Consider the following 20,745-nt stretch of genomic DNA (forward strand, 5'->3'; position numbering starts at 1 on the left):
CCGACCCGCCCCGGGTGGTCGAGCGCCGGATCAGGGCAAGCCCGTATCCACACCGCAATCAGAGGGGGCGACCCGGTCGGTCGCCTACGCCTCTGGCGCTGAGCCCACCCGCCGCCGAGGCGCCCGGTGGACGCACGAACGGTCCGGTCGGTTCCCCCGAGGGCGCCGACCGGACCGTTCCGCGCGTGCTGGTGCTGGTGCTGGTCTGTCAGGCGGTGTCGCGCTGCCAGGTGCGCAGGTCCTCGACCTTGCTGATCAGCAGGTCACGGGCGTCGGCGTCGGTGACGTGGGCCCGGACCTGCGCGACGGCGGCCGACAGCCGGGTCGCGGCGTGGGCGCTCTGCCCGGCCTCGGCCAGGGCCTCCGAGCGCACGACCTGGTTCGTGATGCGCTCCGCGGCGTCCGCGGTGATGGTGCCGGCGGCGACCAGGTCGGCCAGCAGACCGTCCAGCTCGTTCCAGGTGACCAGGTCGGCCAGCAGGCCGTCCAGCTCGTTCCAGGTGACGCAGTCCCCGCCGCCGTCGACCGCGCCGGCGGACCAGGCGATGCCGCCGAGCAGGTGCTGCAGGAAGTCCGGCTCGAGGTAGGAGGCCTCGGTGTGGCCGCCTCCGGTGTACCAGGACCGGCCGCCCTCGAAGTTGTGGCACCAGGACAGCGGGTGGTCCGCACCCATGGCGTTGCGACCGGGGTCGTAGCTGGTCTCGTCCAGGTTGGTCAGGACGCGGACGTCCTCCCGGGGCGACTGGTTGAAGTTGTACCACTCGTCGAAACGGGTCCAGGTGTCACCGAGGTGCTGGGTCGAGGGGTGCGTGCGGTCCTCGACCTGCTGCACGGCGGTCTGGTTCCGGGGGTGGCTGACGAACCGGGCACCGCCCCCGCTGAGCCGGCCGTACCAGGGGACGGTGTGCATCGTGTCGGTCGCCGCGTGCACGCCGGCGTACCCGCCGCCGTCACGGATGTAGCCCTGGAACGCGGACAGCTCGTCGGGGTCCAGCAGGGTGGGCCGGGCGGGGTCGAGGTTGTTGGTGCCGTCGACCGTGGACACGAAGACGACCGTCGCGTACTGCGACAGGTCCTCCGCGGTGGTGAACGGCGTGGTGGCCATGGTCCGGGTCGGCTGACCGGGGGAGCTGCCCACCGGCGGGTCCCAGACGTCGACGGTGAAACCGTTGGCCTCGCCGAGGGCGATGATGGCGGTGGTCGCCTCGTCGATGCTGCTGTGGCGGAAGCCCAGGGTCTTGCCGACGACGAGCACCTCGTAGTCCTCGTCGGCAGCGACGGCCGGGGTGGCGACGGCGGCGAGCGGGAGCACGAGTGCGGCTCCCAGGGCAGCGGCGAGCATGGTACGGCGGTGGGTCATGGGGGGCCTCCGGGACTTTCGGGCGTTCTGCGTTGAACGTCTCGTGTCACGGACGAACGTATGATCCGTCACTGGTCAGGTCAATACCTTTGGGCCCGCAACTTATGTTCCGTCATCAGTGGAAGTCGCCGACGACCCCAGGAGACTCGATGGACCCCCGCACGCCAGCACCGACCACCACCAGCAGGGGACCCGGCGCCCCGGCGGTCGCGATCGCCCTGGCCGCGCTGCTGGTCGGGGGCGTCGTCGGCGGGGTCGTGGCCACCGCGGCCGGCGGTGACAACGGGTCGCCGGCCCCCGAGGCAGGGTCGGTCGAGGCCATCGCCGCCGAGCTGGCCGAGGGGCAGGCGGCCGCGTCGGCAGAGCTCAACGACGAGCTGGCGGAGGTGGCGGAGACCGCGCACGGCAGCGTCGAGGGCGTCCTGGCCGGGTTGGCGCAGGTCGCCCCGCCCGAGGGGGCCGTCCCCGTGGACGCGGACGTCGAGGCCGACCCGGCGGCCCTGGCCGCCGAGGTGGAGCAGGCCCGCGAGCGGTTGACGGCCACCGGTCAGGGGGCGGACGACCACGGCGTGACGCGGGCGGCGCTCATCGGCGCCCTGGACCTGCTCGCCGTGGCGGTCGAGGCGGCGTCCGAGCTGCCCCCGGGCGGGACCGAGCCGGACCAGGACGTCCTGGCCCGGGTGGCCCGGGACCGCGACGCGGCCGTGGACCTCTGGCAGGCCGGGGCCACCCGGCTGGACACCCTGGTGGTGGTCGGCGGCGGGGAGCACATCCACCTGTTCGTGGCCCCCGACGGGAACCCGGAGTCGCTGCCGCAGGAGTTCCAGGAGCTGCACGAGGACTGAGCGGGGTCGCCGGCAGCCAGCGACCCCGACGGGCGACGGTGACGACCGCCGCGCTCGGCGGCCGCGGGTCAGGCCTGCTCGACGCCGGTGGCGGTGGCCTTGCCGACGCCGGTGAACCGGCGACCGAGCTCCTTGGTGAACGCGTCCTTGAGCACGGACTGGTCGAACGCCAGCGTGCCCACCACGGTGTCGCTGCCGTACTTGCGGCAGACGGTGATCCACGCGGTCCCCATCGCGGCGGTGACCGACGAGGCCACTCCCGCCCCGATCAGCCCGCCGGTGATGGTGCCGGCGCCGGGGATGAGCTTGACCAGGCTCGTCGCCAGCGACCGCCCGGCCCCGGTCGTGGCCGCCACCGACCCCAGCGCGAGCAGGGTGGCGCGGTCCATCGGGACGTTGTGCAGCAGGGCGATGCGGGACATCATCCGCAGCTGGATCGGGACCAGCAGGGCGGCGTCAGCGAACGGGATCGGGGTCGCCGCCGCGGCGCCGGCTGCGGCCGCCGCGGAGGCCACGACTTTTTTTGCCTCCCTCGCCTTCGCGTCACCGCTCACCCGTTGCGCGGCCACCAGCGCCGCCTGCACGCCCTCGGGGGCCACCAGGCGGCTCTGCTCGACCAGCTCGGCCAGGCCGTGGGCGGGCCAGCCGGCGAAGTCGTCGCCCTGGGCCATCACCGGCCAGGCGCGACCACCGACGACCGGCAGGTCCATCTCGCGGACGGCGTGGTGGAACGCGACGGCGTCGGGGTGGGGGCGCCCGTCGCGCATCGGCACCTTGGTCATGACCAGGAGCACCGGGATGCCCAGGTCCACCAGGGTCTGCATGACGGTGCGCTCACTGTCCTGGATGCGCAGGTCGGAGGCCTGCACGCAGAACCACGCCACGTGGATCCGCTCCGCCTCGGGCCGGGTCCGGGAGTGCGCCACCAGGGCCGTCAGCTCGGCCACGATCGTGTCGGTGTCGTCCCCGATCTCCAGGCCCTTGGTGTCCACGACCTGCAGCCCGACGCCCTCGCGGCGGTAGAGGTGGCTGGTCTGCGTCACCGGCCGACCGATGCCCGTCTCGGCCAGGGTCTCCCCGAACACGGCGTTGACCAGCGTCGACTTGCCCACCCCGGTCCGGCCGAGCACGACGAGGGTGAAGGTGCCGAGGGACTGCGTCTCGTGGTCGAACGCGGCCTGGAACCCCTTGTCGGCGACGTTCACGCGGTCGGCGACGGGTCGTGGGATCTGATCACCGGACCCATGATGCCCGCATGGTGCAGTCTGTCGAGCTGGTGCTGGACCCCGCTCTCGAGGAGCGGGTGCGGGCCCAGTGGCGGGCCCTGGTCGAGGCCGACCTGCCCAGCCTGGGCCGGCACACCGGGCCCACCAACCGCCCGCACGTCACGCTCGGCGTGGCCCAGGGCGTGGCCCCGGAGCACGAGGAGCGGCTGGTCGCGGCGGTGGACGCCGCCCGGGCCCTGCCCCTGCCGGTACGCCTCGGCGGCCTGGTGCTGCTCGGCGGTCACAAGCACGTCCTGGCCCGGCTCGTGGTGCCGTCGGTGGCGCTGCTGCAGCTGCACGGCGCGGTCCACCAGGCCTGGCGGGACACGCTGGACCGGCCGGACCACATGGCGCCGGGGGTCTGGACCCCGCACGTGACCCTCGCGCTGCACCTGAACGACAGCCAGGTGGGGCAGGCGCTGACGGCGCTGCGCCGGATGCCGGACGCCGGCCGGGACGCGGACGGCGAGGCGGTGGCGCTGCGCCGCTGGGACTCCACCGCCCGGGTGGTGTGGGAGGTCGGCCGGCCGCCCCCGGCCGGCTGACCCGCCCACCCGACGGGGTCGTGGGCGTACCGTCCAGCGACGCAGGAGCGGCCCCCGCCGGTGCTCGACCGCCCGACCCGCGTGTCGCGTCGTTGGGCGGTACGCCGCTCAGCCCCGCGCGGCGGTCCAGGCGGCCAGCGCGTTGCGGATCCGCTTCTCGCTCACCGGGTGCGCCGTCCCCAGCTGCTGGGCGAAGACGCTGACGCGCAGCTCCTCGACCATCCACCGGACCTCCAGCAGCGACGCCGGGACCGCGACGCCGTCCGGCAGCGTGTCGACCACGTCGAGGTAGGCGTCGTAGGCGGGCAGCACCTTGTCCAGCAGCAGGGCGTCCCGGCCCGGGTCCACCTCGGCGGCGTCCAGCCGACGTTCGACGGCGGCCAGATAGCGCAGCACGTGAGGCAGCCGCTCGGCCCCGGTGGCCAGCACGAAGCCCTGCGCGACCAACCAGTCCACCTGCGCCCGGACGTCGGCGACCGTGTCGCGCAGCGCGGGCGAGGTGAGCCGGGACAGCCGGTCACGGACGCCGTGCGCCGCCGACAGCACCCGCGACACGGTCCGGACGACCTCCTCGGTGACGGGGTGGACGTCGGCGCGGACGACCTCGCGCAGCGCGTCGACGGCCGCGCGGTCCCGCACCGGCCACGTCCCGCCGGGTCGGTGCTGGCGCACGAGGGAGGTGACGGCCGCAGCCAGGCAGTCCTCGAGCATGTCCAGCACCGACGGGTACGGCGTCCACGACAACGCCAGCCGGGTCGGCACGTCCAGCGTCTTCGCGATGGCCCCCAGCGGGGAGCGCAGGTCCAGCAGGACGGCGCGACGGACCCCGCGGTCGTGCGCCACCACCGCCGCCTCGCGCGAGGACAGCACCCGCACGCCCAGCGTCGCGCCCTCGTCGACCCACGCCGGCCAGCCGCGCACCTCGTGCCCGGCGACCTCGCGCTCGACGACGTCGGGCAGGAGCTCGACGGGGGCGGCGTCCAGGCCGCGGCGCTCCATCGACGCGGTGGCCCTGGACAGCGAGTCCTGGGCCCGGCCGGCGAGGCGACCGCGCAGGTCGTCGACGTCGCCGCCCTCGGCCAGGACCGTGCCCTTCGTGTCCACCACCCGCACCCGCATCCGCAGGTGCGCCGGCAACCCGGAGGCGTCCAGGTCGTCGGCCTGCACGACGGGCCCACCCAGCTCGGTCAGGGCGCGCGCGACCACGGCCCGCACCTCGCCGGACGGCGTCGTCCCGCCCGGTGCCACCCGCTCCAGGACGCCCGCCGCGTGGTCGGGGGCCGGCGCGAACGAGCGGCGCAGCGCCTTGGGCAGCGAGCGGACCAGCGCCGTGACCAGCTCCTCGCGCAGACCCGGCACCAGCCAGCCGAGCGCGTCGGCGTCGAGGGCGGCCAGCACCTGCTCGGGGACGGTCACCGTCACGCCGTCGTCGGAGGCGCCGGGGGAGAACCGGTACGCCAGCGGCAGCGCGACCGTGCCGTCCAGGTGCGGCACGTCCAGGTGGTCGGGGAACTGCTCGACCACCGGCCCGGCCCGGCCGTCGCCGGCCAGCACGTCGGCCCGGGTCATGGTGAGCAGGTCGGGTGCGTCACGGCGGGCCTGCTTCCACCAGGCGTCGAAGTGCCGCGCCGAGACCACGTCACCGGGGACGCGCGCGTCGTAGAACGCGAACACCGCGGTGTCGTCCACGACGACGTCGCGACGCCGCGTGCGCTCCTCGATCTCACGCACCTCGGCCATCAGGGCGGCGTTGTCGGCCAGGAACGCGTGCCGGCTCTCCCAGTCGCGCTCCACCAGGCCGTGGCGCAGGAACAGCTCACGCGACAGGGCCGGGTCGACCCGGGAGTAGCCCACGGTCCGGGCGGCCACGAGCGGGATGCCGTAGAGCGTGACCTTCTCGGTCGCCTCGACCTGGCCGCGGCCGGCGTTCCAGCGGGGCTCGGAGTAGGTGCGTCGGACCAGGTGCCCCGCGACCGGCTCGACCCAGTCCGGTTCGATGACGGCGCAGTCGCGGGCGAACAACCGGGCGGTCTCGACCAGCTCGGTCGCCATCACCCAGCGGGGCCCGGCGTTCTTGGCCCGCTTGGCCCCCGACGTCCCGGCGGGTCGCGCGCGGGGCAGCACCGACCCGGAACCGATCGAGAACCGGGTGCCACGGGCGCCCAGGTAGTCGGTGGCGTCGCCCTCACGGAACCCGATGTGCGACAGCAGCCCGGGCAGCAGGCTGCGGTGGACGGTGTCGGCGACCGACGCCTCGAGCTGGGCGTAGGCCCCCGCGTCGGACCCTCGGCGGGGCTCGTCCTCGGGACGCAGCAGGCCGTTCGGCCCCAGCTTCGCCTCCTTGCACACCTGCCGCAGCTGCCCGTCCAGGTCGAACCACTCCCGCACCCGGGCATGGTGCAGGTGCTCGGCCAGGCACATCCGCCGGAACGCCGAGCTGGACAGCTCCTCGCGCCGGGCCTTGAGGTAGCGCCACAGGGCCAGCCGGGTCAGCAGGTCCGAGCCCTCGACCCGGAACCGTCGGTGGGCCAGCTCGGCGCGGGCCTCGTCGTCGGACGGCCGCTGCCGCACGTCGATGATCGACAGCCCCGCCACCAGCGCCCGCACCTCGTCCAGGCAGCCGTTGGTGTCGGCCTCCAGCAGCATCCGGCCCAGCCGGGGGTCGACGGGCAGCCGGGCCAGGGTGCGCCCGACCGGCGTCAGCCGCCGGTGGCGGGTGACCCGGCCCCGCTCGTCCTGCTCGAGCTCCTCCGCGACCGCCCCGAGCTCCTCGAGCAGGGCCAGGCCGTCCTTGACCTGCCGCGGGTCCGGCGGGTCGAGCCAGTCCAGCTCCTCGATGTCGTCGATGCCCAGGCTGGTCAGCTGCAGCAGGACGCTGGCCAGGTTAGTGCGGCGGACCTCGGGCTCGGTGAACTCCGGCCGGGCGTCGTGGTCGGCCTCGCCGTACAGCCGGATCGCGACCCCGGGTGCGAGCCGGCCGGAGCGACCGGCTCGCTGGGTGGCGCTGGCCTGGCTGATCGGCTCGATCGGCAGGCGCTGCACCTTGGTCCGCAACGAGTACCGGCTGATCCGGGCCAGGCCGGTGTCCACGACGTAGCGGATGCCGGGCACCGTCAGCGAGGTCTCGGCGACGTTGGTGCTGACGATCACGCGGGTCCCCGCGTGCGGGGCGAAGATCCGGTGCTGGTCCGCCGCGGACAGCCGCGCGAACAGCGGCAGCACCTCCAGCCCGAGCACCGAGCCGGACAGCTGGCGGGTGAGCGCCTCGCACGCCTCGCGGATCTCCCGCTCGCCGGAGCAGAACACCAGGACGTCGCCGTCGCCCTCGGTCAGCAGCTCGGTCACGGCGTCGACCACGGCCTGCGGCTCGTCCCGGTCGTCACCGGCCTCGGCCTCGTCGCCGGAGTAGGGCCGGTAGCGGATGTCGACGGGGTAGGTACGCCCCGACACCTCGACCACCGGGGCGCCGCCGAAGTGGTCGGCGAAGCGCTGCGGGTCGATGGTCGCGCTGGTGATGACGAGGTGCAGGTCGGGCCGCCTCGGCAGCAGCCGGTGCAGGTAGCCCAGCAGCACGTCGACGTTGAGCGACCGCTCGTGGGCCTCGTCGACGATGATCGTGTCGTAGCGACGCAGCATCGGGTCGCGCTGGATCTCGGCCAGCAGGATGCCGTCGGTCATCACCTTGAGCACGGTGCTGGGACCGGTGGAGTCGGTGAAGCGGACCGCGAAGCCGACGTGCTGGCCCAGCGGGGTGCCGACCTCCTCCGCGATCCGCTCCGCCACGCTCCGCGCGGCGATCCGCCGGGGCTGGGTGTGCCCGATCAGGCCGGTCGTGCCGCGCCCGGCCTCCAGGGCCAGCTTGGGCAGCTGGGTGGTCTTGCCCGAGCCCGTGGCGCCCGCGACGACGACGACCTGGTGGTCGCGGATCAGCCGGACCAGCTCCTCACGGCGACCGGAGACCGGCAGGTCCTCCGGGTAGCGCAGCGGCGGCATGGTCTCGCGCGCGGCGGCCAGGCGGGCGGTCTGACGCTGCGCCTGCTGCCCCTGCCCCGAGGAGGGGCGCCGTCCGCGACCGGACCGGCGGGCGGGACGCGTGGGGGAGGACATGGCGTCCACGAGGGTAGGCCCGCGACGCGACCGGTGCTCACGAGGGAGGCGCGCCGCCCGGCGGGTCGGTGACGGCCAGCAGCCAGCGCGACACCCGGGCCACGTGGTCGGTGGTCGTCGACGGCACCGGGGACCGCGTCCGCGACCCGGTCAGCCGCCGGACCGGCACCCAGATCGCCCGCTCCGGCAGCGACGGCGAGGGCTTCGGGCAGATCCAGCCGACGCGGGCCGTGGCCCCACCGGACCTCCGGCGCCGACGGGCCCGGGTGGCGTACGTGTCCGGCGTCACCCCGTCCCGGGTCGAGCGGTGGCGAGGGCCGACCTACCCTGGACCGGTGCGCCGACCCGGTACGTCCGCGACGTCCGTCGGCCTCACCCCCGCGGCGGTCGGGGCGACGGAGCCGGGCCCCGACCACGACCGTCGCCGCCACGGCCTCCTCGTCGTCCTCAGCCTGCTGGGCACCGTCGCCGTCGGTCTGCTCGTCGCGGCCCAGTCGCGCATCAACGGCGAGCTCGCCCCCGTCCTCGTGCCGGCCGCCGAGGCGACCCTCGGCTGGCGGGGGCCGGCCCCGGACCGGGTCGCGGCCGGCCTGGACGCGGCCCTGCTGTCGTTCGGGATCGGCTGGGTGGTCGTCGTGGTCGGGGCGCTCGTGACGCCGCGCGGTCGACGCGGCCTGCGGGCGCTGCGGACGTCGGTCCGAGCGGGCGGGCTGCGCTGGTGGCAGATGCTGGGCGGGGTCGGTGGGGCCGCGTTCGTGGCGGCGCAGGGCATCGCCGTCCCGGTGCTGGGCGTCGCCGTCTTCACCGTCACCGTCGTCGCGGGCCTCACGGTGGGGGGTCTGCTGGTCGACCGGCAGGGGTTGTCGCCCAACGGGGCCCGTCCCTTCACCGTGCGCCGGGTGCTCGGCTGCCTGCTGGCCGTGGGTGGGGTCGGGCTCAGCGTGTCCGGCAGCCTGGCCGGTGGTCTCACGACCGACGCGGGCGTGGTCGCGTTCGTCCTGGTGCTGGGCCTCGCGATGGTGGTCGGCGTCGGGACGGCGGCGCAGCAGGCCGTCAACGGTCACGTCGCGGTCCGCTCCGGGTCGCCCTGGACCGCTGGGGTCGTCAACTTCACGGCCGGGGTGCTGTCGCTGCTGGTGCTCAGGCTCGCCCTGGTCGGCACCGTCACGCCCGCCCCGCTGCCGAGCGGGTGGTGGGCGTACCTGTCCGGGCCGATCGGGCTGTCGTTCATCGTCCTGGCGGCCCTGCTGGTGCGCACGCTCGGCGTCCTGGTGCTGGGGCTCGGCAACACCGCCGGCCAGCTGGTCGGCTCCATCGCCCTGGACGAGCTGCTGCCCACCGCCGCCGGTCGCCCGGGCCCCGTCGAGCTGGTGGCCGCCGTCGTCATCTTCGCGGCCGTGGCCCTCGCCGCCAGCCGGCCCCGTCGACCGCGGCGGGAGCCCCCCGGGCCGACCGTCGGCGACCGCACCCCCGCGGGCACGGCCGCTCGCTAGTCTCCGACGCGTGGCTGCCCCGGACTACCAGGCCCGAGCCGAGCAGGCGCTGCCCCGCGAGGTCTACGACTACTACGCCGGCGGGTCGGGCCGCGAGGACACCCTCCGTGACAACCCGGCGGCCTGGTCCCGGGTCCGGCTGCGGCCCCGGGCGCTGCGGGACGTGTCGCGCGTCGACACCACCACGACCGTGCTCGGCACCGCGGTGGCCGCCCCCGTCCTCGTCGCCCCCATGGCGTTCCAGGGCCTGGTGCACGCCGACGGCGAGCGCGCCACGGCGGCGGGGACCGCGAGCGCGGGCAGCCTGCTGACCGTGTCGACCCGGTCCTCGGTCCCGGTCGAGGACATCGGCGCCGGCTCGTGGTGGTTCCAGGTGTACGTCATGCGCGACCGGGACCTGACGGCGCGCCTGGTGCACCGGGCCGCGGCCGCCGGGGCCCGCGCGCTCGTGCTGACCGCCGACACCCCGGTGGTCGCCCGCAAGCACCGCACCGCCCGCGCGGGCGCCGTGCCGGAGGCGCACTTCCTCGCCGCGCTGGGACCGGGGGTCGACCCCGCCTCCGCCGAGCAGGCCGCCGACATCACCTTCGAGGAGGTCGCCCGCCTGCGCCGGGACTGGGGTCTGCCGGTCGTGGTCAAGGGCGTCCTGCGGGCCGACGACGCCGAGGCCGCCCTCGCGGCCGGGGCGGTCGCGGTGGTCGTGTCCAACCACGGCGGGCGACAGCTCGACGGCGCGGTGTCCACGGCGGACTGCCTGCGGGAGGTTGTCGCCGCCGTCGACGGCCGGGCCGAGGTCTACGTCGACGGCGGGGTCCGCACCGGTGCCGACGTGCTCCGGGCCCTGGCGATGGGGGCGCGCGCCGTCCTGCTCGGCCGGCCCGTGCTCTGGGCCCTCGCGGTCGACGGGGCGGCCGGGGTGCGAGCCGTCCTGGACGGGGTCGCCGACGACCTCGCCCACACCATGGCGCTCGCGGGTGCGCCCACCGTCGCCGACGTCACCGCGGACCTGCTGGCCGCCCCCGTCGTGACCGGGTCCCGACCCTGAGCCCCGCGTGGCCGTCGGCGACCCGCCCGGCGATACTCCGACGGTGACACCGATCGCGGGCGCGTCCCCCGCCGGGCCGTCAGGCCCCGACCCCGGCGACCGGGCCGACGTCGTCCTCGTCGGGGCCGGCGGCGCGGGCCTGGCCGTGCTGCACGCGCTGGCCCACCGTGACCTGACGCTCGGGCTGCCGGGTCCCGTGCGGGTCGTCGTCGTCGACCCCGTGCCCGACGGCGACGCCGGTGCACGCCACCGGACCTGGTGCTTCTGGGCGACGGGCGACGTCACGGTCGCCCCGGCCGTGCACGCCAGCTGGCGGCACGTCCACGTCAGCGACGCGACCCGCGACCTCGTCCTGGACCTGGACCCCTACCGCTACCACCTGGTCCGCTCGGAGGACCTCGCGGCCCTGGTGGCCGACGAGGTGGCCCGGGCCCCACGGGTGCAGGTGGAGCGGGTCGTGGCCGCCGCCGAGCAGGTGGTGTCCTGCCGCGACCACGCCCACGTCGAGGTCGCGGGCCGGAGCATCCGCGCCGACCTGGTGCTGGACTCGCGACCCGCCCGACCGACCCGGTCCGGGTCGGTCTTCTGGTGGCAGCACTTCCGGGGCTGGACCCTGCCCGCGGGCTCGCTGCCCCCGCAGCGCCACCCGGGCCCGGTCGCCAGCCTGATGGACTTCCGCACCGAGCAGCCCGCGGCCGGGCTGTCGTTCGGCTACCTGCTGCCGCTGCCGGACGGCCGGGCCCTGGCGGAGTACACCGAGTTCTCGCCCGAGAGGCTGGACGACGAGGGCTACGACACCGCGCTGCGCGGCTACCTCGACCTGCTCGGGGTGGCGCGCGACGTCGTGCCGGACCACGTCGAGACCGGGGCCATCCCCATGACCGACGGGGCGTTCGCCCGGCACGTGGGCTCGCGGGTCGTCCGGATCGGGACAGCCGGCGGGGCCACCCGGGGGTCGACGGGCTACACCTTCGCCGCGATGCTGCGCGACGGCGCCGCGGTGGCCGGCCTGGTCGCCGGCGGCGCCCTGGGCCGTCGCGGCCCGGTGCGGCTGCCCCCCTCCTACCCGGCCCGGCACCGGTGGATGGACGCCGTCCAGCTGCAGGCCCTGGACGCGGGGCGCATCGACGGGCCCCAGTTCTTCACCGACCTGTTCGACCGCCGCCCGGCCGGGCAGGTGCTGCGGTTCCTCGACGGCACCACCGACGCCGGCGAGGACCTCGGCATCATGGCCGCCTCACCCACCCTGCCGATGACGTGGACGGCGATGCTGGACGGCGTCGGCCGGCTGCGGGCCGGGCTGGGCCGACGGTCGCCCGCGGCGGTCCCGGAGGTCCCGGCGGTCCCCGTCCCCACCAGCGGCCACCGGCTGCCCCGCTAGGCTCTGCCCCCACCCGGGCCGGCCGGGGCGGAAGGACGGCGCCGCGCCTCGTGACCCTGGAAGAGCTGTACGTCGTGGCGTCCGGCGTCGTCGCGGTCGGGTTCGGCCTGGTGGCGCTGGTCACGGCGCTGGTGGTCGTGCCGCGGGACCGACGCCCGTCGTCGGCCACCGCGTGGATCGTCGTCATCGTCTTCGTGCCGGTCGTGGGCGTGCTCGCCTTCTTCTTCATCGGCAACCCCCGGCTGCCGGCGGCCCGGCGGATCAAGCAGCGCAGCATCGACCGGCTCATCAACGAGCGGACCCGCGAGTACGGCCTCGGTGTCCAGCAGGCCCCCGGCCCGCCGTGGCTGGACCAGGTGGTGCGGCTCAACCGCCGGACGGGGGCGCTGCCGATGCTGCAGGGCAACAGCGCCTTCGTCGAGACCGGGTACGAGTCCTCGCTGCAGGCCATCGCCGCCGACATCGACAGCGCGCAGGACTTCGTGCACGTGGAGTTCTACATCCTCGCCCACGACCCGACCACGGCACCGGTGTTCGAGGCCATGGCGCGGGCCGTCCGCCGAGGCGTCACCGTGCGGGTGCTGCTGGACCACATCGGCTCGTGGGGCTCACCCGGCTACCGGCGGACCCTGCGCGAGCTGACGGCGACCGGTGCCCAGTGGCACCTGATGCTGCCGGTGCAGCCGCTGCGGGGGCGGTACCAGCGGCCCGACCTGCGCAACCACCGCAAGATCGTCGTGGTCGACGGCACGGTGGGCTGGGCCGGGTCGCAGAACCTGGTCGACGCCAGCTACAACAAGTTGGCCAACCGGCGTCGCGGGCTGCGCTGGCAGGACCTGATGGTCCGGCTGCGCGGTCCGGTCGTCCAGGAGCTGGAGGCGCTGTTCGTGACCGACTGGTTCAGCGAGACCGACGAGCTGCTCGAGGTCGGCACGCCCGAGCCGGACGCCGCCGCCCACGGCGACCTGCACATCCAGGTCGTCCCCAGCGGGCCGGGCTTCGAGACCGAGAACAACCTCAACCTGTTCAACTCGCTGATGTACGGCGCCCAGGAGCGCATCAGCATCACCAGCCCGTACTTCGTGCCCGACGAGTCGCTGCTGTACGCGGTCACCGCGGCGGGCCTGAGGGGCGTGGACGTCGAGCTCTTCGTGCCGGAGCAGGCGGACCAGTTCGTCGTCCACCACGCCCAGCGGTCCTACTACGAGCAGCTGCTGCGGGCGGGCATCCGGATCTACCTGTACCCGGCCCCCTACGTGCTGCACGCCAAGCACGTGGGCGTGGACTCCGACATCAGCGTCGTGGGCTCCAGCAACCTCGACATCCGGTCCTTCACCCTCGACCTGGAGTGCACGCTGCTGATCCACGGCCAGGGGTTCAGCGAGCAGCTGCGCGAGGTCGAGGACGGCTACCGCGCGGTGAGCCGCGAGCTGACCCTGCCGGACTGGCTGGCCCGGCCCAGGTGGCAGAAGGTGACCGACAACCTGGCCCGGCTGACGTCGGCCCTGCAGTAGGTCCGCCCCGGCGTCCGGGGCGGGGACGGGTCAGTCGTCCGCGCCGTCCTGCGGCGACCAGGCCGGGGCCAGGTGGTCGACGAGCTCGTCGGCGATCCCCGTGTAGGTCTGCGGCGTGAGCGCCACCAGCCGGTCGGTGACGTCCTGCGGCAGGCCCAGCCCGCGGACGAACTCGGTCATGGCCGGGCCGTCGACGCGCTTGCCGCGGGTGAGCTCCTTGAGCCGCTCGTAGGGGTTCTCCAGCCCGTGCAGGCGCATGACGGTCTGCACGGCCTCGCCCAGCACCTCCCAGGAGGACTCCAGGTCGGCGTCGAGCACGGCGGAGTCGACGTCCAGGGACGCCAGGCCACGGGCGGCGTTGTCGATCGCCAGCAGCGAGTGGCCGAGCGCCACCCCGATGTTGCGCTGGGTGGTGGAGTCCGTGAGGTCGCGCTGCAGCCGCGAGGTGGTCAGGGTCCGCTGCAGCACCTCGAGCAGGCCGTCGGACAGCTCGAGGTTGGCCTCTGCGTTCTCGAAGCGGATCGGGTTGACCTTGTGCGGCATGGTCGAGGAGCCGATCGACCCGGCCGGGGCCACCTGCGTGAAGTAGCCCTGCGAGATGTAGGTCCAGGCGTCGGTGCACAGGTTGTGCAGCACCCGGTTGTAGCGCTGGACGTCGGCGTACAGCTCGGCCTGCCAGTCGTGGGACTCGATCTGGGTGGTGAGGGGGTTCCAGGTCAGCCCCAGGCCCTCGACGAAGTCGCGCGACACCGACTGCCAGTCCACGTCGGGCGCCGCGGCGTGGTGGGCGGCGTAGGTCCCGGTCGCGCCGTTCATCTTGCCCAGGAAGTCCGCCCGCGTGACGCGGTCCAGCTGGCGCCGGAGCCGGTGGGCCAGCACGGCGAGCTCCTTGCCCATCGTGGTCGGGGTGGCGGGCTGGCCGTGGGTCCGGGCGAGCATCGGCACCGAGCGGTACTGCCGGGCCAGCGTCGCGACCTGGTCGACGAGCGACGTCGCCGCCGGCAACCACACCTCGCGCACCGCCCGCTGGACCAACCGCGCGTACGCCAGGTTGTTGATGTCCTCGCTGGTGCAGGCGAAGTGGACGACCTCGCTGACGTCGGCCAGGGACGTGCCGGCCAGCCGTTCCTTCAGCAGGTACTCCACCGCCTTGACGTCGTGGACCGTGACCCGCTCGATCTCGCGCAGCCGGGTCACGGTGTCGGCGTCGAAGTCCGCGGCGATGCCGTGCAGGCGCTGCACCTCCACGTCGGTCAGCCGCCGCACCCCGGGCAGCACCTGCTGCTTGGTCAGGTGCAGCAGCCACGCGACCTCGATCCGCAGCCGTTCGCGGTTCAGCGCCGGCTCGGACAGGTGCTCCAGCAACCCCTCGACGGCCGGTCGGTACCGGCCGTCCAACGGGCTCAGGGTGGCCTCGCCGAGGTCGGCGGCGATGCGGGCGGCGGTTCGGGACAGGGCGGGGGACTTCTCGCTCACGGGGTGATCCTCACAGACTCCGGGCCCACCCTGCTCCGCGCCCGCCGTCCCGCCCGCCGTCCCCCCCGCCGCGCGCCGACGCTCAGACGTACCGGGCGGCCAGCTCGGCGGCGTGGCTGCCGTAGCCGCCGCCGAACAGGGCCGCGTGCACCAGCAGGGGGTGCACCTGGTGCAGGGCCACCCGCTCCTGCCAGCCCGGCGCGAGGGGGGACGCCTCGTCGTAGGCCCGCAGGACGCGGGACAGGTGGGGCAGGTCGAACAGCGCCAGCATGGCCAGGTCCGTCTCGCGGTGCCCGCCGTGCGAGGCGGGGTCGACCAGCACCACGCCGTCCTGGGTCCACATCACGTTGCCGTTCCACAGGTCGCCGTGGAGGCGGGCCGGTGGCTCCGGGTCCCCGAACAGCCCGGGCTCGGCCACCAACCGGTCCAGCAGCCGCGACACGGTCGCCGACTCCTGCTCGGTGACGGCGCCGACGTCGTGGGCGGAGCGCAGGTAGGGCAGGAGCCGGAACTCCGCGTACCAGGCCGACCACACCGACCCGGTCCGCAGGGGCAGCACCAGGGGGCCGATGTAGCCGTCACCGGTCCAGCCGTCGGGGCCGACCCCGAGCCGGTCCGCCCCCGCCGCGTGGGTCCGGGCCAGCCCCCGCCCGAACTGCTCCGCCGCCTGCGGCGTGGGGGTGACCTCCGGAAGGCGGGGCAGCACCAGCGCGTCGTCGGTGACCGACAACGGCTGCACCACGGCGACGCCGGCGGCGGCCGCGAGCCAGCGCAGACCGGCGGCCTCGACGGCGAAGTACCCGGGCGGGGCGCCCACCCGACGCTTGACGAACACCTGGTCGTCCCGCAGACCCGCGGCGGCGGCCACAGCGGCGACGGCGTCGACGCCGTCGGGTGGCCCGGACCCGGTGCCGGGCCGCTGCCTGGTCCCGTTGCTCACCGGGTGCCCCTGGTCGAACGGCTGCCGTGGTGGTCGGAGGCCTCGACCCCCAGCTGGGCCTGCAGGTGCACCAGCAGGCCCGCGCACGCCCGCTCCACCTGGTCGAGCACGAGGTCGAAGGCGTCGAGGTCGGAGTAGTACGGGTCGGGCACGTCGAGCGAGCGACCGACGTCCTCACCGGACGCGGCCCGCAGCGACAGCGCGGCCGTCTGCGGGTCGAAGCTCCGGAGCAGCCTCACCTTGGCCTGCTCCTCCGCGTCGTCGGTCCAGCCCCGCAGCGTGCGGTGGTGACCCCGGTCCAGGGCGAGCACCAGGTCCAGCTCGGGCAGCCACTGCGGCTCGAACAACCGCGCCCGGTGCGGCCCGCCGTCGTACCCGCGGGCCGCGAGGGCCGTGAGCGTGCGCCGGTCGGCCCGCTCACCGATGTGCCAGTCCCCGGTGCCGGCCGAGGTGGCGACCACCAGGCCGGTCAGGTCCGCGTCCTCCGCCATGCGGGTGAGCACGACCTCGCCCATCGGGGAGCGGCAGATGTTGCCCGAGCACACGAAGCACACGCGCACCGGGGCTGGGGGCATGGCCGCCATTCTTCCCACAGGCACGGCCTCCGCGGCACCCCTGCGGCCCAGCGGATCCGGCGGTCACGGCGTGTCCACAGCAGTCGTCGTGCGGGTGCCGTCCCCAGCGGGACCTCGGCCGGGGCCGGTCGTCACGTCGTGCCCGGCAGCGTGGCCCGCGTGGGAGCACGGCGGGTCGGGGGGTGCCGGTGACGGACGGGGCGCGCGAACGGGTCGAGGCCCTCGCGGGCAGGGTGCGGCGGCTGCCGCCGCCGTCGTGGACGGGCCCGACGTCGGAGGCGTTCTCGACCGGCGTCGTCCGCGCGGCCCGGTTCCTCGACGCGGCGGCGGACTCGCTGGCCCGCGCGGCGGCGGCGGTGCGCCGGTCGGGTGCGCCGTGACGGTGGTCCGGGGAGGTGGGTCGGCCGGGGGCGACCTCGCGGTCGTCGGGGGTGCCGGCGGTGCCTCGGCGCGGCTGGAGGAGCTGGACGCCCTGGCGGTGGCCCTGGCGGACGCGGCGGCGGACTGCGCCGAGCTGGTGGTGGCCGTCGTGGCGGAGGCGGCCCGGGCCGCGTCGGGCACGGTGACGGGCGCCGTCCCGGACCCGGGCCTGGTGGCCCTCGTGGTGGGCGGTGCGGCGGAGGCGGTGGGCGGGCTGGTGCGGGCCGGCGCGGAGCTGGCCCGATCGGCGACCGCCGTGGCCGCCACGGCCAGCGCGTACCGCGCCCGGGAGGCCTCGCTCGCCGCCCTGGCCACCGCCGTCCCGGTGGCCCTCGGGACGCGGGCGCGGGCGGGCGTCTCCGTCGCGGCGGCCGCCGGCCCGGTCCCGCTGCTCGTGGTGGCCGGCGCATCGGTCGCCGGGCTGGTCGCCGTCGCCGCGGCCGGCGCCCGGGGGCAGGCCGCCGCGGTCGACCTCGTGGTCCGGGCCGTGCCGTCGCTGCTCGGAGCCGCCGACGTGGCGACGGCGGCCGCGGTGGTGTCCCGGTGAGGGGACGCCACGGGCCTGCTGGTGGAGACCCCGGTCGAGGTGAACGGCGGTCCACCGGCCCCGGTGTGCGTCGCCCCCGCGGGCGGGGTGGCCGACCTGCTGCGGCGCGGGCAGTCGGTCGCCGCCTGGCGGGCCCCCGGGCCGGGGCGTCACGACACCCTGCCGCCGGGCTCGACCCGGCCGGTGCGCGGTCAGGTGCGCATCGACCGGGTCGCCGGTGCCGACGGCGCCGTGGCGTGGGTGGTCCACGTCCCGGGCACGCAGGAGTGGGACGGCGACGGCCGGGGCTCGCCGATGGACCTGGCGGGCAACGTCGCCCTGGTGGGTGGCCGGGACACGGCGGTGGCCGAGGGGGTGGTCGCCGCCCTGGCGCGGGCCGGGGTCCGGCCGGGGGAGCCGGTCGTCGTCGTCGGTCACAGCCAGGGCGGCATGACGGCCCTCGACCTGGCCGGCGATCCCCGGGTCCGCCGGGTCGCCACCATCACCCACGTCGTCACGGCCGGCTCGCCGCTGGCCGGTCGCACACCCCCGCCCGGGGTCCAGGTGCTGGCCCTGGAGCACCGCGACGACCTGGTGCCGCGGCTGGACGGGCGCAGCCACCCCGACCGCCGGGACCGCCTCACCGTGGTGGCACCGGCGCCCGACGGTCCGTGGCACGACGACGCCGTCCCCGCGCACTCCTCCGGCGCCTACGTGGCCACGGCCGCCCGGGTCGACGCCTCCGAGCACCCGTCGCTGGTCGCCTACCGGGCCGGCCTGGACCCGTTCCTGGCCCGCGAGGGAGCCACCTGCTCGACCCGGCACGTCGTGCTGACCCGGTCGCCCGGGCCGCGGCGGTGGCGTCCGCGGCCGCCCCGCCTAGAGTCGGCCCGTGCCGACCACTCCCCGGCTGCGAGCCGCCCTGTCCGCCATCCCCGCCTACCGCCCGGGTCGTGCGCCCGTCGGCGGTGACGGCCCCTCCTACAAGCTGTCGTCCAACGAGAACCCCTACCCGCCGCTGCCGTCGGTGCTCGAGGTGCTCGCCGGGGCCGACCGCGAGGTCAACCGCTACCCCGACATGTTCGCCACGGGGCTGGTCCGTCGGATCGCCGAGCGGCACGACGTCGCGGCCGAGCAGGTGGTCTGCGGCACCGGCAGCGTCGGCGTGCTCGGGCAGATCGTGCAGGCGACGTGCGAGACCGGCGACGAGGTGGTCTTCGCCTGGCGCTCGTTCGAGGCCTACCCGATCGTCGTGGGCGTCAGCGGTGCCACCGCCGTCCGGGTGCCCCTGGACGACCGGGCCCGCCACGACCTGCCGGCCATGGCGGCGGCGGTCACCGACCGCACGCGCCTGCTGCTGGTCTGCAGCCCCAACAACCCGACCGGTCCGGCCGTGCACGACGCGGAGATGCGCGACCTGCTCGCCCGGGTCCCGCGCGACGTCGTCGTCGTGCTGGACGAGGCGTACACGGAGTTCGTGCGGGACCCGGACGCCGTCGACGGGCCGGCCCTGCTGGCCGAGCACCCCAACCTGGTCGTGCTGCGGACGTTCTCCAAGGCCTACGGCCTCGCGGCGCTGCGGGTCGGGTACGCGCTGGCCCAGACCGTCGTCGCCGACGCCCTGCGGGCGACCGCTGTGCCCTTCGGGGTCTCCGGTCCCGCCCAGGCGGCGGCCGTCGCCTCGCTGGACGCGGAGGACGAGCTGCTCGGCCGCGTCGCCGACCTCGTGGTGGAGCGGGAGCGGGTCCGGGGCGCGCTGGCCGCGGTCGGCTGGACGGTCCCGGAACCGCAGGGCAACTTCGTCTGGCTGGCAGCGGGTGAGGCCACCGCCGACCTGGTCGCGGCCTGCGAGTCCGCCGGGGTGACCGTGCGTGGCTTCGCGGGTGAGGGCGTGCGCTGCTCGATCGGCGAGAAGGAGGCGAACGACCTGCTCATCAGCACCGTGGGGCCGTTCGCACCCTGATCGGGGGACGTCCACCCGGTCACCCTGAGTACGTGACCGGTTCGGGCTAAAGAAATCGGACCTACTGGCCGATACCGTCTCCAGGACCGCAGAACCCCACCCGGTGGTGCACCATCCACTGTCGGCCCGCAGCAGCAGAGCACGTACGCGACACCGGAGGAGGGGCCGTGAAGATCAGCCAGGGTGCCTCCTTCGTCGTCGCCACCATCGCCCTGGGCGCCGTGTCGACCGCGTCGGTCGCGTCCGTCGCCCTGGTCGGCTGGTCCGCCTACACGCCGTCCGTCGTCGCGACGGGCGGCCAGCTGCCCTCTGCGGTGGCGACCGTCCGCACCCCCTCGGTCGAGGAGGTCCCGTTCACCCCCGAACGCGCGGCCGCGGTCCAGGCCGCCGTCGTCGCCGAGCAGGAGGCTGCGGCCGAGCTCGCCTCCCTGGCCTCCCTGGCCTCCCTGGCCGCCCTGCCGTCGCCCGAGCCCTCGGCCGGCCCGTCCGACCTGCCCTCCGCGGCGCCGCAGGACGCCGACGTCATCGACGTCGTCGTGGCCGCGCTGCCGGAGCTGGTGCTGGTCGTCGACGGGGGCGGGGGGACGGAGCCCACCGGCGACGACTCCGGCACCGGCTCCGAGGAGCCGGTGGCCACGCCCACCGACCCGCCTGCCAGCACCCCCGCCCCGACCGGGACCCCGGCCCCCAGCCCCACCGAACCCGTCGAGGCCGGCTCCCCCGAGCCGGCGCCGACGTCGCCGGTCCCGGACCCCTCGCCCACGACGGACCCTGCCCCCGCACCGGACCCGGCCCCCGCACCGGACCCGGCCCCCGCACCGGACCCTGCGCCGGACCCGGACCCCGCGCCGGCTCCGGACCCCGCCCCGACCACGGCCCCGCGGCCCCCCGCACCCCCGGCGCCCCCCGCACGCCCGGCGCCCCCCGCGGCGCCCGCACCCGAGCCCGCGCCGGGCAAGACGGCCGACCGGGACAAGAAGGACGACCGCGGCCGGGGGACCGAGAACCGCGCCCCCGCGCCGGCCAAGCCCGGCACACCCGCCGCGGCACCGGCCGACGCGCCCGCCTCGGGCGCCGGTCAGGGCCGCGGCGCGGACTCCGGCCAGGGCAAGGGCACGGACGGCGGCAAGGGCGGCAAGGGCACGGACGACGGCAAGGGCGGCAAGGGCAAGGGCGGCGGCCGGGGCTGACGCCCGCTCGCCGGGACGACGTCCCCCGTACCGGGGTCGCCGCCGGCCCGGCCATGGGTAAGGTCTGCACTGCCCGAGGCCGATCCCTCGGGTTCCGGTG

General features: G+C 75.8%; 17 protein-coding genes. 11 read left to right on the top strand and 6 right to left on the bottom strand.

The window, feature by feature from the left end; translation table 11 throughout:
• Positions 1–208: 208 nt before the first annotated feature.
• On the bottom strand, positions 209–1,360 hold the full coding sequence (locus tag ACR80Q_RS15435; protein WP_435378532.1) for a ThuA domain-containing protein: 1,152 nt from the start codon (positions 1,358–1,360) through the stop codon (positions 209–211).
• A gap of 149 nt (positions 1,361–1,509) precedes the next feature.
• Here ACR80Q_RS15435 and ACR80Q_RS15440 point away from each other — a divergent pair, with 149 nt between their 5' ends.
• Positions 1,510–2,205, top strand: a complete 696-nt coding sequence (locus tag ACR80Q_RS15440; protein ID WP_435378533.1) for a hypothetical protein — start codon at positions 1,510–1,512, stop codon at positions 2,203–2,205.
• A 68-nt stretch (positions 2,206–2,273) separates the two neighbouring features.
• On the opposite strand, the gene ACR80Q_RS15445 is transcribed toward ACR80Q_RS15440, so the two are convergent.
• Positions 2,274–3,410 carry a GTPase family protein gene (locus ACR80Q_RS15445; RefSeq protein ID WP_435378534.1) on the bottom strand — a complete coding sequence of 379 codons (1,137 nt, stop codon included), beginning with the start codon at positions 3,408–3,410 and terminating at the stop codon, positions 2,274–2,276.
• Between the two features lie 50 nt (positions 3,411–3,460).
• On the opposite strand from ACR80Q_RS15445, the gene ACR80Q_RS15450 reads away from it, so the two are divergent.
• Complete coding sequence (locus ACR80Q_RS15450; protein WP_435378535.1) at positions 3,461–4,015, top strand: 2'-5' RNA ligase family protein; 555 nt, start codon at positions 3,461–3,463, stop codon at positions 4,013–4,015.
• Between the two features lie 108 nt (positions 4,016–4,123).
• Here the strand turns inward: ACR80Q_RS15450 and hrpA are convergent, their stop codons facing one another.
• On the bottom strand, positions 4,124–8,122 hold the full coding sequence (hrpA, locus tag ACR80Q_RS15455; RefSeq protein WP_435378536.1) for an ATP-dependent RNA helicase HrpA: 3,999 nt from the start codon (positions 8,120–8,122) through the stop codon (positions 4,124–4,126).
• A 68-nt stretch (positions 8,123–8,190) separates the two neighbouring features.
• Here hrpA and ACR80Q_RS15460 point away from each other — a divergent pair, with 68 nt between their 5' ends.
• From ACR80Q_RS15460 to cls, 4 genes are read left to right on the top strand one after another with little or no spacing between them, the layout of a single operon-like run.
• The gene (locus ACR80Q_RS15460; RefSeq protein WP_435378537.1) at positions 8,191–9,615 is read left to right on the top strand and encodes a DMT family transporter; all 1,425 of its coding nucleotides are present in this window, start codon (positions 8,191–8,193) and stop codon (positions 9,613–9,615) included.
• Between the two features lie 10 nt (positions 9,616–9,625).
• Positions 9,626–10,660 (top strand): alpha-hydroxy acid oxidase, encoded by a 1,035-nt coding sequence (locus tag ACR80Q_RS15465; protein WP_435378538.1) that lies wholly within the window; start codon positions 9,626–9,628, stop codon positions 10,658–10,660.
• Positions 10,661–10,703: 43 nt separating this feature from the next.
• Positions 10,704–12,041, top strand: a complete 1,338-nt coding sequence (locus ACR80Q_RS15470) for a lycopene cyclase family protein (protein WP_435378539.1) — start codon at positions 10,704–10,706, stop codon at positions 12,039–12,041.
• Positions 12,042–12,097: 56 nt separating this feature from the next.
• A complete protein-coding gene (gene cls / locus ACR80Q_RS15475; RefSeq protein WP_435378655.1) occupies positions 12,098–13,555 on the top strand; it encodes a cardiolipin synthase in 1,458 nt (485 codons plus the stop codon).
• A gap of 30 nt (positions 13,556–13,585) precedes the next feature.
• On the opposite strand, the gene purB is transcribed toward cls, so the two are convergent.
• The 3 genes from purB to ACR80Q_RS15490 all read right to left on the bottom strand — a co-directional run bounded on the left by purB (position 13,586) and on the right by ACR80Q_RS15490 (position 16,546).
• Entirely contained in the window at positions 13,586–15,031 is a 1,446-nt protein-coding gene (gene purB, locus ACR80Q_RS15480) for an adenylosuccinate lyase (protein WP_435378540.1), read from the bottom strand.
• Between the two features lie 82 nt (positions 15,032–15,113).
• Positions 15,114–15,971 carry a fructosamine kinase family protein gene (locus tag ACR80Q_RS15485; protein ID WP_435378541.1) on the bottom strand — a complete coding sequence of 286 codons (858 nt, stop codon included), beginning with the start codon at positions 15,969–15,971 and terminating at the stop codon, positions 15,114–15,116.
• Positions 15,968–16,546, bottom strand: coding sequence for a low molecular weight protein-tyrosine-phosphatase (locus ACR80Q_RS15490; RefSeq protein ID WP_435378542.1), 579 nt, complete (start codon positions 16,544–16,546; stop codon positions 15,968–15,970). The genes ACR80Q_RS15485 and ACR80Q_RS15490 overlap by 4 nt, the downstream gene beginning before the upstream one ends.
• A gap of 188 nt (positions 16,547–16,734) precedes the next feature.
• Between ACR80Q_RS15490 and ACR80Q_RS15495 the strand changes: the two genes are divergently transcribed.
• From ACR80Q_RS15495 to ACR80Q_RS15515, 5 genes are all read left to right on the top strand, one after another.
• Positions 16,735–16,926: a hypothetical protein gene (locus ACR80Q_RS15495; RefSeq protein ID WP_435378543.1), complete on the top strand. Its 192-nt coding sequence runs from the start codon at positions 16,735–16,737 to the stop codon at positions 16,924–16,926.
• On the top strand, positions 16,923–17,513 hold the full coding sequence (locus ACR80Q_RS15500) for a hypothetical protein (RefSeq protein ID WP_435378544.1): 591 nt from the start codon (positions 16,923–16,925) through the stop codon (positions 17,511–17,513). Before ACR80Q_RS15495 ends, ACR80Q_RS15500 begins: the two co-directional genes overlap by 4 nt.
• A gap of 21 nt (positions 17,514–17,534) precedes the next feature.
• Entirely contained in the window at positions 17,535–18,464 is a 930-nt protein-coding gene (locus ACR80Q_RS15505) for an alpha/beta hydrolase family protein (protein WP_435378545.1), read from the top strand.
• Positions 18,385–19,455 carry a histidinol-phosphate transaminase gene (locus tag ACR80Q_RS15510; RefSeq protein WP_435378546.1) on the top strand — a complete coding sequence of 357 codons (1,071 nt, stop codon included), beginning with the start codon at positions 18,385–18,387 and terminating at the stop codon, positions 19,453–19,455. Before ACR80Q_RS15505 ends, ACR80Q_RS15510 begins: the two co-directional genes overlap by 80 nt.
• Before the next feature lie 167 nt (positions 19,456–19,622).
• Positions 19,623–20,645 (top strand): hypothetical protein, encoded by a 1,023-nt coding sequence (locus tag ACR80Q_RS15515; RefSeq protein ID WP_435378547.1) that lies wholly within the window; start codon positions 19,623–19,625, stop codon positions 20,643–20,645.
• The last annotated feature ends 100 nt before the right edge of the window (positions 20,646–20,745 follow it).

This window comes from Aquipuribacter aurantiacus (genome assembly GCF_051216895.1).
In the GTDB taxonomy this organism is placed as follows: Bacteria; Actinomycetota; Actinomycetes; order Actinomycetales; family JBBAYJ01; genus Aquipuribacter.